This is a genomic window from Nocardioides eburneiflavus (assembly GCF_004785795.1).
GTDB classification, from domain to species: Bacteria; Actinomycetota; Actinomycetes; order Propionibacteriales; family Nocardioidaceae; genus Nocardioides; species Nocardioides eburneiflavus.
This window is the reverse complement of the sequence record NZ_SRRO01000001.1, coordinates 3,361,506-3,376,009: the sequence shown is the minus strand read 5'-3', so window position 1 is coordinate 3,376,009 and position 14,504 is coordinate 3,361,506. Positions and strand designations below refer to the sequence as shown.

15 protein-coding genes and 1 other RNA gene are annotated in these 14,504 nt (G+C 72.8%); 9 read left to right on the top strand and 7 right to left on the bottom strand.

The features are described from left to right. The first annotated feature begins 160 nt into the window (after window positions 1–160). The 5 genes from EXE59_RS15890 to panB all read left to right on the top strand — a co-directional run bounded on the left by EXE59_RS15890 (window position 161) and on the right by panB (window position 5,055). Entirely contained in the window at window positions 161–658 is a 498-nt protein-coding gene (locus EXE59_RS15890; RefSeq protein ID WP_135839772.1) for a hypothetical protein, read from the top strand. Next, complete coding sequence (locus EXE59_RS15885) at window positions 655–951, top strand: hypothetical protein (protein ID WP_135839771.1); 297 nt, start codon at window positions 655–657, stop codon at window positions 949–951. The genes EXE59_RS15890 and EXE59_RS15885 overlap by 4 nt, the downstream gene beginning before the upstream one ends. Beyond that, window positions 948–2,888, top strand: a complete 1,941-nt coding sequence (locus tag EXE59_RS15880) for an alpha/beta hydrolase (protein WP_135839770.1) — start codon at window positions 948–950, stop codon at window positions 2,886–2,888. The genes EXE59_RS15885 and EXE59_RS15880 overlap by 4 nt, the downstream gene beginning before the upstream one ends. 48 nt (window positions 2,889–2,936) lie before the next feature. Beyond that, the gene (locus EXE59_RS15875) at window positions 2,937–4,079 is read left to right on the top strand and encodes a PQQ-dependent sugar dehydrogenase (RefSeq protein ID WP_168218550.1); all 1,143 of its coding nucleotides are present in this window, start codon (window positions 2,937–2,939) and stop codon (window positions 4,077–4,079) included. A 118-nt stretch (window positions 4,080–4,197) separates the two neighbouring features. Then, window positions 4,198–5,055 carry a 3-methyl-2-oxobutanoate hydroxymethyltransferase gene (panB, locus tag EXE59_RS15870; protein WP_135839768.1) on the top strand — a complete coding sequence of 286 codons (858 nt, stop codon included), beginning with the start codon at window positions 4,198–4,200 and terminating at the stop codon, window positions 5,053–5,055. 13 nt (window positions 5,056–5,068) lie between these two features. Here the strand turns inward: panB and EXE59_RS15865 are convergent, their stop codons facing one another. Next, on the bottom strand, window positions 5,069–5,347 hold the full coding sequence (locus tag EXE59_RS15865; RefSeq protein ID WP_135839767.1) for a hypothetical protein: 279 nt from the start codon (window positions 5,345–5,347) through the stop codon (window positions 5,069–5,071). 74 nt (window positions 5,348–5,421) lie between these two features. Here EXE59_RS15865 and EXE59_RS15860 point away from each other — a divergent pair, with 74 nt between their 5' ends. Beyond that, the gene (locus EXE59_RS15860) at window positions 5,422–5,916 is read left to right on the top strand and encodes a hypothetical protein (RefSeq protein WP_135839766.1); all 495 of its coding nucleotides are present in this window, start codon (window positions 5,422–5,424) and stop codon (window positions 5,914–5,916) included. A gap of 3 nt (window positions 5,917–5,919) precedes the next feature. Here the strand turns inward: EXE59_RS15860 and EXE59_RS15855 are convergent, their stop codons facing one another. After that, the gene (locus tag EXE59_RS15855; protein WP_135839765.1) at window positions 5,920–6,114 is read right to left on the bottom strand and encodes a hypothetical protein; all 195 of its coding nucleotides are present in this window, start codon (window positions 6,112–6,114) and stop codon (window positions 5,920–5,922) included. Between EXE59_RS15855 and map the strand changes: the two genes are divergently transcribed. Both map and rnpB read left to right on the top strand, forming a co-directional pair. Then, window positions 6,113–6,985, top strand: coding sequence for a type I methionyl aminopeptidase (gene map, locus EXE59_RS15850; RefSeq protein ID WP_135839764.1), 873 nt, complete (start codon window positions 6,113–6,115; stop codon window positions 6,983–6,985). The genes EXE59_RS15855 and map overlap by 2 nt on opposite strands. Window positions 6,986–6,998: 13 nt before the next feature. Then, an RNA gene (rnpB, locus tag EXE59_RS15845) (RNase P RNA component class A) lies at window positions 6,999–7,379 on the top strand. Window positions 7,380–7,413: 34 nt separating this feature from the next. On the opposite strand, the gene EXE59_RS15840 is transcribed toward rnpB, so the two are convergent. Beyond that, on the bottom strand, window positions 7,414–8,862 hold the full coding sequence (locus EXE59_RS15840; protein ID WP_135839763.1) for an RNB domain-containing ribonuclease: 1,449 nt from the start codon (window positions 8,860–8,862) through the stop codon (window positions 7,414–7,416). A 148-nt stretch (window positions 8,863–9,010) separates the two neighbouring features. On the opposite strand from EXE59_RS15840, the gene yaaA reads away from it, so the two are divergent. Continuing rightward, entirely contained in the window at window positions 9,011–9,790 is a 780-nt protein-coding gene (gene yaaA / locus EXE59_RS15835; RefSeq protein WP_135839762.1) for a peroxide stress protein YaaA, read from the top strand. Between the two features lie 17 nt (window positions 9,791–9,807). On the opposite strand, the gene EXE59_RS15830 is transcribed toward yaaA, so the two are convergent. Genes EXE59_RS15830 through EXE59_RS15815 form a run of 4 tightly spaced genes read right to left on the bottom strand, consistent with a single transcriptional unit; the run spans window position 9,808 to window position 14,367 of the window. Beyond that, the gene (locus tag EXE59_RS15830) at window positions 9,808–10,899 is read right to left on the bottom strand and encodes an FUSC family protein (protein WP_135839761.1); all 1,092 of its coding nucleotides are present in this window, start codon (window positions 10,897–10,899) and stop codon (window positions 9,808–9,810) included. 15 nt (window positions 10,900–10,914) lie between these two features. Beyond that, entirely contained in the window at window positions 10,915–11,655 is a 741-nt protein-coding gene (locus EXE59_RS15825; RefSeq protein ID WP_135839760.1) for a zinc ribbon domain-containing protein, read from the bottom strand. After that, window positions 11,652–12,803, bottom strand: a complete 1,152-nt coding sequence (locus EXE59_RS15820; RefSeq protein WP_135839759.1) for a Nif3-like dinuclear metal center hexameric protein — start codon at window positions 12,801–12,803, stop codon at window positions 11,652–11,654. The genes EXE59_RS15825 and EXE59_RS15820 overlap by 4 nt, the downstream gene beginning before the upstream one ends. A 31-nt stretch (window positions 12,804–12,834) precedes the next feature. Then, entirely contained in the window at window positions 12,835–14,367 is a 1,533-nt protein-coding gene (locus EXE59_RS15815; protein ID WP_135839758.1) for an AMP-binding protein, read from the bottom strand. Window positions 14,368–14,504 lie beyond the last annotated feature (137 nt).

Here is a 14,504-nt window from a genome sequence, read left to right as displayed (position 1 = left end):
CGTGTCCTACTCCGACGAGGACGCCGACCAGCTCCGGGGCGGCAGCGGGACCGACGACCTCACCGGTGACTTCTGACGCACCCGGACGCCTGTCGGGTCGCGTTCTCCACCGCCCGTTCCCCGGAGGTTTCCGCCGCCGATGAGAGGGCATCCTCGGTCCATGGCCCGCCCTGATCCTGCCGCCGCCGACCCGTTCTTCCGGGTCCTGCGCGAGCGTCACCCCGACGTCGACGTCGTCCTCCTCCCGCCCACCGAGCCGCGCCCCGCCGATCCTGACGCGTGGACCGGTGACCCGGAGGTGGTGGCCGACGACGCGCTCGAGGCCCTGCGGGTGCTCGGCGTCGCCCTGGGCACGGACCTCCCGGACGGCGTCCGGTTCTGGAAGCACCACGAGGAGGCCGCGCAGCAGCACTTGACGGTGGCGACCTCCTTCCCGGCTCCGGGCAACGAGGTCCCCGAGCTGCGACGGGTCGGCAAGGCGCTGCTCGACCTCGGCTGGCAGGCCCGGCCGCTGGAGCGCGAGGAGCGCCCCACCCTCGAGGCGCTCCGTGACGGTCACCGCCTCGTCGCCCACGTCGTGGAGGGCGGCGTGGACCTCACCCTCACCTCGCGCCCGGTGGCCGACGCGGCGTTCTCCGAGGCGGGTGGCCACCCGTGACCCAGGTCCCCTACCCCGTCATCATCCAGGCCGCTCGCGACTGGGACGAGCAGGCCGACGTGCTCCACTCCGCCAGCCGCAACCTCACCCAGGCCGAGGTCGCCGAGCTGGGGCCGCGCGTCGCAGCGGCGGCCACCCGCTTCGTGGAGACCTGGCGCACCGAGATCGATGCGATGGAGCAGGCGGCCATCAGCCACTCGCAGGCCCTGTCGGCCGTCCGCCTCGACTTCTTCGCCACCGACCAGCAGGCGTCGACAGACCTGCGCGACCTCGTGCCGTGGGCGGACCGATGACCACCATCCACGTCCCCGCCCCGATCGCGGCGTGGCCCGAGCCCGACGTACGCCCCTCGGCCTCCGCCGTCGCCACCGACCTGCGCGCCGCTGCGATCGCCACCTCCGACGTGACCTCGTGGATGTCCGCCCACGGCGCCCCCGCGGGGTGGACCGGCGACGCCGCCGAGGCGGCGGGCCACGCCATGACCTCCCTCGGCCGCCGGGCCGACGCCGCGGTCGCGGCCCTGGAGAAGGCCCTCACCGCCGTCGACGTCTACCTCGACCAGATGGCCACCCGCCGCGCCGAGCACGAGCGCCTCGACGACGACCGGGTGGCCTACAACCGCGACCGCGAGTCGCTGTGGTCGCGCGCCGACGGCGCCGAGGCCGACCAGGCCGACGAGCTCCAGGACGAGGCCGCGGCGCTCGCCCGGCGCCACGACCGCATCGTCGCCGACCGCGAGGCCTGGCTCGAGCGCGTACGTGCCGACGAGGACCGGGTCATCGCCGCCCTGTCGTCGGTCGACACCCTCGGCGAGGGCAGGGACGCCCGCGACGCCCCGGGCCGGGTCGACGTCGAGGACCTGCGCCGCCAGCTGGCCTCGCGCCCCGACCCCCGCTCGGTCACCGAGTGGTGGGGGTCGCTCACCGACGAGCAGCGCGCGGCGCTCGCGATCGCCTTCCCGGAGCTCGTCGGCAACACCAACGGCATCCCCACCGGCGATCGTGACGAGGCCAACCGCGGGATGCTCGACCGCGACGAGGACTACCTCCTCCAGCGCCAGGCCGACGGCAGCCTCACCGACGAGGAGCAGGCCTGGCTCCGACGTGTCGAGGCCACCCGCGACGCGATGGCGCTCGGGCAGCCGCCCCAGCACGCCGGCGAGCCGATCGACACCAACCTGATCGTCTACCTGCCCCACGCGTTCGACGGCGACGGGGCCGCCGCGGTGAGCTACGGCGACCCGGACACCGCCGACGACACGGCCGTGATCGTGCCCGGCCTCACCAATGACATGACCAAGATGGAGTCCCAGGGCCAGGACGCGCTCAACCTCTTCCTCGACGCGCAGAGCAAGGGCGAGGACATCGCCGCGATCGCCTGGATGGGCTACGACGCCCCCAGCGCCGCCGAGGGGATCACCAGCGAGCTCGCCGACATCGCCGGGGTGACGCAGGAGGGCCTCGCCGAGAACGGCGGTCACCTGCTCAGCGACTTCGTCGACGGCCTGCGGGCCACCTACACCGGCGACAGCCCCACCGGGCAGTCCCACCTCACCGTCATCGGGCACAGCTACGGCTCCACCACCGCGGCGCACGCCGCCGCCGACGGGCTCGACGAGGACTCGCTGGTGCTCATCGGCAGCCCCGGCGCGGGCGGCGGGGTGCACGACGTCTCCGGTCTGGACGCCCCGGTGGGCGAGGTCTACGTCGGCTCCCGCGAGAACGACTTCGTCACCTGGCTGGGGGGCGAGATCTCCATCGACGTGCCGATCAACCTCGGCGGCGACACGGTCCACCTCGGCAACCTCGGGCTGGGCGACGACCCGAGCCAGGAGGCGTTCGGGGCCAACCGGTTCGACGTCTCCTCCGACGGCACCGACACGCCGTGGCACCTGCAGGACGGCGAAGCGATCCTCGACCGGCACACCAGCTACCTGGACAGCGGCACGGCGTCGCTGGACAACATCACCAACATCGTGATCGACCGCGACGACCAGGTGGACCTCGTGCCCGGGCGGGACACCCCCGCCCACGACCGCCTCTACGACTTCGCCCGGAGCGAGGCCGCCTACCAGGCGCAGCAGGCCCTCGAGAACTACGTCGTCGAGCCGCTGGAGGAGGTGCGTGACACCGTCGTGGACAGGGCCGGCCGCGCAGTGGACGGCGTGCGGTCAGGAGCCGAGGAGGTGGGCCGGGTGTTCAGCGACGCCTGGCCGGACCACTGGCCGTGACCGGAGTCGATGCGTAGCGTGACGATCGTGCACCGCCACCTTCGCGCCATGTCGCTGTCCGTGTCCCTCTGCACGCTCGCTGCCGGCCTGCTCCTCGCCGGCCCGCCGTCGACCGCCGGCACAGCCCCCGGAGCCGCACCCGCCGCGCGCGCCGAGGCACCCTCGCTGCGGATCCGTACGGTCGCTCGTGGCCTCGAGCACCCGTGGGACGTCCAGCAGGCATCGGGCGGGCGGATCGTGGTCTCCGAGCGCGACCGCGCCCGCCTCAGCGTCGTCCGCGCGGGCAAGAGGCGCACGCTCGCCGACCTGTCGAGCCGGGTGTGGGTCTCCGGCGAGACCGGGCTGATGTCGGTCGTCGTCGACGCCGACCGCGGGCAGGTCTGGGCCTGCCACGGCGCCAGGACCCGCAACGGGCCCGAGGTGCGGGTCACCCGCTGGCGGGTCGACAAGGGATGGCGTTCCCTGTCCAGGAGGCGCACGATGATCTCCGGCCTGCCCGCCACCAGTGGCCGTCACGGCGGGTGCCGCCTGCTGCTCGAGCAGCAGGGCCCCGGGCTCGTGATCGGCACCGGCGACGCCGCCGTCGGCACCAACCCCCGCGACCTCGACTCCCTGGGCGGGAAGGTGCTGCGGATCAACCGGCGCACCGGCGCCCCGATGTCCGACAACCCGTTCGCAGGTGCGGCCGGCGACCGGCGCTACGTCTACACCTACGGACACCGCAACGTGCAGGGCCTGGCGCAGCGTGCGGACGGCTCGCTCTGGTCGGTCGAGCACGGCAGCTCCCGCGACGACGAGGTCAACCTGCTCGTCCCCGGCGGCGACTACGGATGGCACCCGGTGCCCGGCTACGACGAGTCGGTCCCGATGACCGACCAGTCGCTCCCGGGCGAGCAGCAGGAGGCGGCCTGGTCCTCCGGCTCCCCGACCATCGCCACCTCGGGCGCCGCCTGGGTGCGCGGCCGGCAGTGGGGCTCGCTGGACGGCAGCCTCGCGGTGGCCGCCCTCAAGGGCTCGGAGGTGCGATTCCTGCGGTTCGACGGCCGGGGCACCTTGGTCGGGATGACCCGTCCCGCCGCCCTCCAGCGCTTCGGTCGGCTGCGGTCGGTGACGTCCGCCCGCAACGGTGACCTCCTCCTCACGACCGACAACGGCGCCCGCGACCGGGTCCTCCGGGTCTCTCCGCGGTGACCCGCCCAGACCGACGCGGGAGTGACCACCGCCACAGCGCCGTCGGCCCTGCGCGGGACTAGCCTGATCGTGGTCCGTGGACTCCACCGGGGAGCTGCGAGATGACGAGGAGCGAGCGATGACGACACCGTCCGAGGAGACCGCGCCCTACGGCTCCGGCCCAGCAGCACCGACTGCGCCCGTGAAGCGCGTACGCACCCATCACCTGCGGGAGATGAAGGAGCGCGGCGAGAAGATCACGATGCTGACGGCCTACGACATGTACACCGCGGCCACCTTCGACGAGGCCGGCATCGACCTCCTGCTGGTCGGTGACTCGGCGTCCAACAACGTCCTCGGCAACGAGACGTCGCTGCCGGTCACCGTCGACGAGCTGCTCCCCCTCACCCGCGCAGTGGCGCGGTCGGCCAAGCGTTCGATGGTCGTCGGCGACCTGCCGTTCGGCAGCTACCAGGCCTCGCCCGAGCAGGGTTACCTCACCGCGGTCCGCTTCATGAAGGAAGCCGGCGCGCACGCCGTGAAGCTCGAGGGCGGCGCCGAGATGGTGCCCGTCATCGAGCGGTGCACGCGCGGCGGCATCCCGGTGATGGCGCACATCGGCTTCACCCCACAGTCCGAGCACACCCTTGGCGGCTACCGCGTGCAGGGCCGCGGCGACGCCAGCGAGCGGGTCGTCGCCGACGCCCGTGCCGTCCAGGAGGCAGGCGCCTTCGCGGTCGTGATGGAGATGGTGCCCGGCGACGTGGCCGAGCAGATCAGCAAGGAGCTGACCATCCCGACCATCGGCATCGGTGCGGGCAACGGCTGCGATGGACAAGTGCTGGTGTGGCAGGACGCCTTCGGTCTCCGCACCGGCCGGATGGCCCGCTTCGTCAAGCAGTACGCCGACGTGCACGGGGTCCTGCTCGACGCTGCCCGGGCGTACGCCGACGACGTGCGCGGTGGCACCTTCCCAGGCCCCGAGCACACGTTCTGAGGCCGCCAGGCGGTCAGCTCCAGCCGAGGTAGCGGGCGCCGCCGACCACGGTGCCGAACCACAGCAGGGCCACCGCCACCGGCAGCAGCACGACGGCGCGCGGCCGGCGGCTGAACCAGGCGATCGCGAGCACCAGCGCGACCAGCCACGCCATCGCCACGCCGAGCATCGCCCACCACGGCGCTCCGACAGCCACGGTCGTCGCGCCGATCATGAAGGCGACGCACGCCAGCCCCACCAGGCCGGCGATCGGCCACGGCGACAGCGGGGCGGACGGGCGGCGATCGGGCACCGCACCACGCTAGCGGGTGACAACGCGGGGCCAGCACGCGAGGATCGGGTGTCCTACGAGGCGAGGAGTGAGCTGTGAGCGAGACCCCGGCGAAGAAGGCGCCCGCCAAGAAGACCGCCACCAAGAAGAGCGCTGCCAAGAAGGCACCCGCGAAGAAGGCGGCCCCCGCCAAGAAGGCACCTGCCAAGAAGGCGGCGGCGAAGAAGGCACCTGCCAAGACTGCGGCGACGAAGACGGCGAAGGAGTCCGCTCCCGCCGCCACGTCCACGCCTGCGGCTCCGAGGCCGGTCGCCAGCGCGGCCCGGAAGTCCCCTGCCGAGCGAGCCGTCGACGTCGGCGCCCAGGCCCTCAGCACCGCGGCGCTCATCCAGAAGGTCGCGCAGGAGACGGCCGAGCGGGTGGCCGCCGAGACGGCGGCGCGTGTGAGCCAGCAGTACGAGTCCGCGATCTCCGAGCTCACGAAGACGCTGGACAAGAACACGAAGCGGGCACTGAAGAGCGTGCGCGCCGTGGCCGACGTCGCTCAGTCGGCCTCGCCCGTCAAGGGCAAGAAGTCGAGGAAGAAGTAGCCGTCAGCTGTCCGACGTCTCGTCGTCGTTCCACTTCGGGTCGTTGTCCCACTCCTCGTTGCGCTCCTCGACCTTCTCGAGGGCGCGGGCGGCCTCGGCCGACGAGGCGTACGGTCCGAGGCGGTCGGCGTTCTTGCACCCGTCGCGGCCCTCGACGGTGTGGTGCGTCAGGCAGAACCAGTATTCGTTCTCGCTCATGTGCCGAAACTACACTCGCGAGGTGCCTGTCGTATCCCCCGCAGAGGTGTCTGCACGTCGTGCCGTGCCCGCCCACATCGCCCGACCGGAGTACGTCGACAAGCCTGCGCCGGCGCGATTCACCGGCGAGGAGGTCAAGGACGCCGAGACGATCGAGCGGATGCGCGTCGCCGGCCGGCTCGCCGCCCAGGCCCGCGAGCTCGTGGGCTCGCACGTCGTGCCGGGCGTGACCACCGACGAGCTCGACCGCCTCGGCCACGAGTTCCTCTGCGACCACGGGGCGTACCCCTCCACCCTCGGCTACCGCGGCTTCCCGAAGTCGCTGTGCTCGAGCGTCAACGAGGTGATCTGCCACGGCATCCCCGACTCGCGGGTGGTCGAGGACGGCGACATCGTCAACATCGACATCACCGCCTTCATCGGTGGCGTGCACGGCGACACCAACGCCACCTTCCTCGCCGGTGACGTCGACGAGGAGTCGCGGCTGCTGGTCGAGCGCACCGGGGAGTCGCTCGACCGCGCGATCAAGGCGGTCCGGCCCGGTCGCCGCGTCAACGTCATCGGCCGCGTCATCGAGGCGTACGCCAGGCGCTTCGGCTACGGCGTCGTGCGCGACTTCACCGGTCACGGCATCGGCACCGCGTTCCACTCCGGGCTGGTCATCCCCCACTACGACGACGAGCGCTTCGACGACGAGATCCGCGTCGGGATGACGTTCACCATCGAGCCGATGCTCAACCTCGGCACGCCCGACTACGACATGTGGGACGACGGCTGGACCGTCGTGACCAAGGACCGCCGCCGCTCCGCGCAGTTCGAGCACACGCTGCTCGTGACCGAGGATGGCGCCGAGGTGCTCACGCACCCCTAGACTCGACCCTGAGTGGGTCGGCCGGGCGGCCGCGGTCCGTCACCCCTGGTTCGTCCGGGGACGGCGGGTCGAGGAAGGTCCGGGCTCCACAGGGCAGGGTGGTGGCCAACAGCCACCCGGGGCAACCCGCGGGATCAGTGCCACAGAGAACAGACCGCCTCCCTCTCCGGAGGGCGGCAAGGGTGAAACGGTGGTGCAAGAGACCACCAGTGCGCCGGGCGACCGGCGCAGCTAGGCAAACCCCACCCGGAGCAAGATCAGACAGGATGCGTTCGAGGGCGGCCCGCCCGAGCATCCGGGTAGATCGCACCAGGCGGCCGGCAACGGTCGTCGCAGATGGATGGTCGCCCCTGCGCAAGCAGGACAGAACCCGGCCTACAGGCCGGCCCACTCCCACCCCCGGCGTGTCGGACAGGACGGGCTGGCCCTCAGGCCAGCCGGAACCCGACCTTGCGCGTCCTCGGGTCGGCCTCCACCAGCTCCACGGAGACCTCCTCGCCGAGCGGCAGCTCGCCCGCACCCGTGACCGTGGCCTCGATGGCGGGGTCCTGGATGGTGATGTCGCCGCGACGCTTGTCCTTCTCGTCCAGGTCCACCACGACGGCGTCGAACCGCTCGCCCACCCGGTCGTGGAGCAGCTCGGCCTCGCAGAGGTCGACGATCGCGTTCTCGTACTGGTTGGCGAGTCGCCCCGAGCCCGCCATGGTGTCGGGCAGCTCGTGCATCGCCGCGACCACCCACTCCGGGACCTCCGTGCCGGCGCACAGCGCCACGCAGACCTCCCCGGCGTAGCGGTCGACCAGCCGGCGCAGCGGCGCGGTCACGTGGGCGTACTCCGAGGCAAGGGCCGAGTGCTGCGCCTGCTCGGGCAGCTCACCGTTGAACGTGACGTAGCCGGCGCCGCGCAGCAGCCGGGTGCACGCGACGATCATCGCGGCGTGGGTCGGCAGCGACGGGTCGAGGGTCCGGATGAAGTCGGGGTAGAGCTGCTCGGCCGGCCACTCGATGCCGAGCGCGCGAGCGGTGCGGTGCAGGCGCTGGACGTCGCGGGGGTCCGCCGGCGGGAGCGTGCGGAGGACGCCGACCCGCGCATAGACCATCAACGAGGCGGCGGCCATGCCGGTGAGCAGCGAGATCTGGGCGTTCCACGTCTCGACCGGCGTCAGCCGGCGGAACTCCAGCTCCCAGTGCCCGTCGTTCTCGACGAGCTCCTGCTCGGGCAGCGGCAGCGAGACACCCCCGCGCGCCGCTTCGCGGGCGAGCCGGAGCTCGCCGACCTCGCGGAGCAGGTCGATGAGCTCCGGGGCGCGTCCGGCGGCGAGGTCGGCCTGGACCGCCTCGTACGACAGCTTGGCGCGCGAGCGCACCAGGGCGCGCTCCACCTGGACGTCGGTCCCCTCCCCCGTGTCGTCGACCCGGATCGTCCACAGCAGCGCGGGCCGGACCTCCTCCGGCAGCAGCGAGGCCGCGCCCTCGCTGAGGGCAGTGGGGTGCAGCGGGACCTTGGAGTCCGCGCCGTAGAGCGTCTCGCCACGGCGGTTGGCCTCCACGTCGACCGGATCGCCGGGCGTCACGAAGGCGCCGACGTCGGCGATGGCGTAGTGCACGACGTATCCGTCGCCCGAGCGCTCGATGTGCATCGCCTGGTCGAGGTCGCGTGCCGACTCCGGATCGATGGTCACGAACGGGATGTCGGTGCGGTCCAGCTCTGGCAGGCGCGGCGCTGCTGCTGCCTCGGCCGCGGCGCGCTCGACCTCCTCGGGGAACTGGGCAATGACCTTCAGCTCCTGCTGGATCGCGGCGATGCCCTCCCGCATCTCCTGGGCGCTGACGCTGTCACCCGTCGACCGGACCTTCACCACGCGGTTGCTGGGCATGTCACGACCATAGTCGGGCGCGAGGAACGAGCGCACGGCGTGGGGCGGGAGGTTGAGCAAGCGCGCGAGCGACCTGCGAGCTCGCGACCGCGCGTCGAAACCCGGACCTCGTGGGCGTGACGACCTCCCACGCCCCTACCCTGTGCCGGTGCTGATCCTGCTGCCGCCCAGCGAGGGCAAGACCGCTCCGCGACGGGGCAAGTCGCTCGACCTCGCCACGCTGGCCTCGCCCGCGCTCACCCCCACCCGTACGACGCTGCTGGACGCGCTCACCACCCTGTGCCGCGACGACCCGGACAAGGCCGTCGAGGTGCTCGGCCTCGGTCCTGCCCAGCGCGACCTCGTGCAGCGCAACGCGACGCTCGGGACCGCGCCGACCGCGCGCGCCGACGCGATCTACACCGGCGTCCTCTACGACGCGCTCGGCTTCGACACGCTGAGTCCAGCCGCCCGCCGCCGCGCCACGTCGCGTGTGGCGGTGACCAGCTCGCTCTTCGGGATCGTGCGACCCGGCGACCGGATCCCGGCCTACCGGCTCTCCGGTGACGCAGCGCTGCCCGGCGTCGGGTCGGTCGCCGGCGCGTGGCGCGAGGTGCTCGGTGACGCGATCACCGAGGCGGTGCGCGGCGGCCTCCTCGTCGACCTGCGCTCCAGCACGTACGCCGCCTTCTGGCGCCCCGGCAAGGACCTGTCGCGACGAGTGGCGACCGTACGCGTCCTGCACGAGGCCGAGGGCAGGCGCAGCGTGGTGAGCCACTTCAACAAGGCCACCAAGGGCAGGATCGTGCGTGCTCTCCTCGAGGACGGCGCCGACCCGCGCAGCCCGAAGGCGCTCGCCGAGGCGCTCACCCGCCTCGGGTGGACCGTCGAGGTCGGCGAGCCGACGCCCAAGGGCACCCAGCTCGACGTCGTCGTCACGCAGGTCTGATCCACCGCCGGGACCGGTCAGCGCAACGGGATCACAGCGGTCGCCTCGAGCGGGTCCATCCCGCACAGCGCAAGCAGGTCGGCGATGATCGAGCGCACCTGCGCCAGGATCACCTCCGCAGACAGGTCGTCGCTGTGCTCGACCTTCGCGGTCGCGTGGCCCAGCGCGATGAGGTCGTCGATGACCGCGACCGCCATGCGGTTGGCCACGAGCTCGTCGGCGACCCGGTCCGAGAGGTCGGCGAGGTCGCGCATCAGGGCGGCGTACGACGACGGCACCGGCTCGCGGCGGTAACAGGCCACCGCCACCCGGCGCACGACGACGCGGGTGTTGCGCAGGGCCACGTCGAGCGGCTCCACGAGCTCCGCGAGCTGCCGCTGCTGCTCGCCGTGCCGGCGTCGGAACGGCGAGGAGCTGACCACGGACAGGCCCTCCTCGGACGCCGCCCGCAGCTCGCCGATCAATATGTCGGTCGAGCGGGCGTCGCGCAGCACCGCCAGTGCGCGCTCGACGTCGCCGTCACCGAGGCGATCGGCGGAGGAGCGTAGCAGCTCGGCGATCTTGCGCACCACCACGGCCGCCTGGTCGCGCGGCTTGCGCAGCGGCGCACGCGGCACGACCGTCGCGGCGACCAGCGCCACCGCCCCGCCGATGATCGCGTCGGTCCAGCGCAGGAACGCGTCCCCGGGCGCCGGGGCGAGCGCAGCGACCACGATCCCCTGCACCGCGGCCTGGATGATCAGCAGCTGCCCCGCGTCGAGGAGCAGTGCGATCGACATCCCCGCAGCGACGATCAGGGCGATCTGAGGCCCGCCGGAGCCGATGAGGTGCGTGGTGGCGTCCCCGAGGAACACCCCGAGGGCGACGCCGACGGTCACCTCGGCCACCCGCCGCTGACGCTGGCCGTAGGACATGCCGAGGGAGACAACGGCGGCGATCGGTGCGAAGAACGGCAGGTGGTGGTCGAAGACGTCCGCAGCGAGCCACCACGCAACGCCGGCGGCGATCGCGCACTGCCCGATGACCCAGGCCTTGGCGCGCAGCCGGGCGACCCGGGCGCGGAGCGACGTACGCCCACGCGCCGCGACCAGCTCAGCGTCGAAGCGCACCGCCGCCTCGGCCTCTCAGAGTCCCGACTCGTCGGTGCGCACCAGGATGCGCTGGCACTCCTCGCACCGGATGACCTCGTCGGCCGGGGCGGAGCGGATCCGGGACAGCTCGGAGGCGTCGAGGGTCATGTTGCAGCCGCCGCACTGGCGGGTGCGCAGCAGGGCCGCGCCGATGCCCTTCTGCTCGCGCAGCCGCTCGTAGAGCGCCATCAGGTCGTCGGGCAGGCCGTCGGTCGCGGGCCCCCGCGAGGACGACACCTCGTCGAGCGAGCGGTCGATCGCAACCCGCTTCTCGTCGCGGGCGGCGACCAGCTCGGCGAGCCTGGCGTCGATGTCGTCGGCGCGAATCGCGAGCGCGTCGAGGACCTGCTGGGCCTCCTCGAGCTTCTCCATCACCTCGAGCTCGGCGTCCTCGAGCGTGCTGATGCGGCGCTCGAGGGACACGAGCTCGTGCTGCATCCGCTCGAGGTCCTTGGGGTTGGTGATCTGCCCGGCGTCCATCCGGGTGCGGTCGCGCTCGCGGCGGGCCTTGACCTGCTCGACCTCGCGGTCGGCCTTGGCCTGCTCGACGGTGAGGTCGTCGACGACGATGCGCGCGTCGCGCACCTGGTCGGTGAGCGCGGTGCGCTCGGTCTCCAGCGCGCTGATCTCGGCCAGCTCGGGGAGGCTGGCTCGCTGGTGCCGCAGCTGGGCGGCACGTCGGTCGAGCTCGGCGACGTCGAGGAGCGCGAGCTGGTGGGTGGGATCGGCCTTCAACGGCTCTCCTGCTTCGACTTCGGATCGGCTGGGGGGCGGAACGTCCACGGGTCCGTGCACCGCGTGCTGACCCGGGTGTCGACCCTATCGCCCAGCGCCGCGCGCAGCCGAGCCTCCACCACCGGCAGCCACGTCCACTCCGCCGCCCAGTGCGCCACGTCGACGAGGGCCGGCCCGTCGTGCTCGAGGAACTCGCCCGCCCGGTGGTGCCGCAGGTCGCTGGTGACGTACGCGTCGACGTCGCTGCCGGCGAGCTCGTCGAGGAGGAAGTCGCCCGCGCCGCCGCACACCGCGACCCGCCGTACGACCCGCTCGGGGTCGCCGGCGACCCGGACGCCGTGGGCGGTCGCGGGCAGCGCCGCCGCGACCTGTTCCGCGAAGGCTGCGAGGGTCGTCTCCCCGACCGTGCCGACCCGCCCCGTGCCGGTGCCGGCCAGCCCGGGGTCGGCGAGCGGCACGACGTCGAAGGCCGGCTCCTCGTAGGGGTGGGCGGCGAGCAGCGCCCGCACGACCGCCGCACGCCGGGAGCGCGGGACCACCGTCTCGACCCTGGCCTCCTCGACCACCTCGAGGTCGCCGAGCCGGCCGACGGCAGGCGTGGCCCCCTCCTGCGGTCGGAAGCGACCCTCGCCGGTCCCGGTCCACGTGCAGGAGTCGTAGTCGCCGAGCCGGCCCGCACCCGCGTCGGTCATCGCGGTCCGTACGGCCTCGGCATCGGCCAGCGGGACGAAGGCGACGACCTTGTCGTGCGGAGCGCAGGGAGCGGGCCGGATGGGCGCGAGGTCGGTCAGGCCCAGGGCGAGCGCCAGGGACTCCGAGACGCCGGACTCGGCCTGGTCCGCGTTGGTGTGCGCGGTGAGCAGCGCACAGCCGCCCGCGGTCAGGGTGTGCAGCGTGCGCCCCTTGGGCGTGGTCGCGGCGACCGAGCTGACCGGCGTCAGGAAGAGCGGGTGGTGCACGACGAGCAGGTCGGCGCCCCACTCCACGGCCTCGCGCGCGACCTCGGCCGTCGGGTCGACGGCGAGCATCACCCGGTCGACCTCGGCGTCGGGATCGCCCGCGACGAGCCCGACTGCGTCCCACGCGTCGGCGGTCCCGGGCGGGTACCAGGCGTGCAGCAGGTCGACGACGTCGGCGAGGCGGGGCATGCGCGCAGGCTAGACGACGACGCCGGCAGCGCTAGTTGACCTGCCGGTCCTGGCCCTCCCAGTAGGGCTGGCGCAGCTTGAACTTCTGCAGCTTGCCGGTCGCCGTGCGGGCCAGCTCGTCGCGGAACTCCACCGACGTCGGCGCCTTGTAGCCGGCCGCCTTGTCCTTGCACCACGCGATCAGCTCGGCCTCGTCCACCGTCGCGCCGTCGGCCAGCACCACGAGCGCCTTGATCGTCTCGCCCCACTTCTCGCTCGGGACGCCGATCACCGCGACCTCGGCCACGGCCGGGTGGGAGAAGAGCACGTCCTCGACCTCGATCGAGGAGACGTTCTCGCCGCCGGTGATGATCACGTCCTTCTTGCGGTCGCTGATCGTGAGGTAGCCGTCATCGCCGATCACGCCGCCGTCGCCGGTGTGGAACCAGCCGTCGACCAGCGCCTTCCCCGTCTCGTCGGGCCGCTCCCAGTAGCCGTCGAGGATGACGTTGGAGCGCGCCAGCACCTCGCCGTGCTCGTCGGTGCGCAGCCGTACGCCGATGGCGGGCGCCCCGGCGCGCACGAGCCTCGCGGCCCGGTCCTCCGCCGACAGGTCGTCCCACTCGGCACGCGAGCGGTTGACCGTGAGCAGCGGGGAGGTCTCGGTGAGGCCGTAGATCTGCATGAACTCCCATCCCAGCTCCTCCTGCACCCGCACGACTGTCTTCGTCGGGGGCGGGGCGCCGGCCATGATGATGCGGACCCGGTCGCGACCGGGGATCTCGCCCTCCCAGTCGGCGGCGGCCTCGAGGACGGCGGCGGCCACGGCCGGGGCGGCGCACATCACCGTCACGCCGTGGTCCCGGACACGGCGCAGGATCTCGGCGCCGTCGACCTTGCGGAGCACCACCTGCGGCACGCCGAGGCCGGTCATCGCGAACGGCATCCCCCAGCCGTTGGCGTGGAACATCGGGAGCGTGTGGAGGTAGACGTCGCGGTCGGTGATCCCGGCGTGCAGGCCGAAGGTCACCGCGTTGGTCCACAGGTTGCGGTGCGTGAGCTGCACGCCCTTGGGCCGCGCGGTGGTGCCGGACGTGTAGTTGATCGTCGCGGTCGCGTTCTCGTCCGGCTCCCACGCGCGCGGCTCCGCGCCGTCCGCGGCGAACATCGACTCGTCCTCCCCCAGCACGAACCGGTGCTCGACGTCGATGTCCCTGACGGAGTCCACGAGCTCGGGGTCGACGTAGAGCACCCGCGCACCGGAGTGCGCCACGATGTAGGAGATCTCGTCGGGCCGCAGGCGGAAGTTGATCGGCACCAGCACGCGCCCCGACCCGCACACGCCGAAGAACGACGTCAGCAGCCGCGCCGAGTTGTGGCTGAGGACCGCGACGCGGTCGCCGATCTCGATGCCGAGCTCGTCGAGCTTCGCTGCCTGCCGGCGCGAGAGGGCGTACGCCTCGGCGTAGGTGAGCGTGCCGAGCGACGCGGCCGGCTGGTCGGGCTCGTCGACGAACCCCGGCCGCTCGCCGTAGACGGCGGCGGCGCGCTCGATGAAGTCGGTGACGCTGAAGGGGACGATCATGCGCCCACTGTGGCACGCGTCACCCACCACGACGAGGGGGTCGACGCGGGTGCTGCGACGGACGGCACGTCGGCGGCGACGAGCGGATCCTAAGAGCCTTCTCATCCGCGTCTCACGCACTCGCCACGATCGACGAG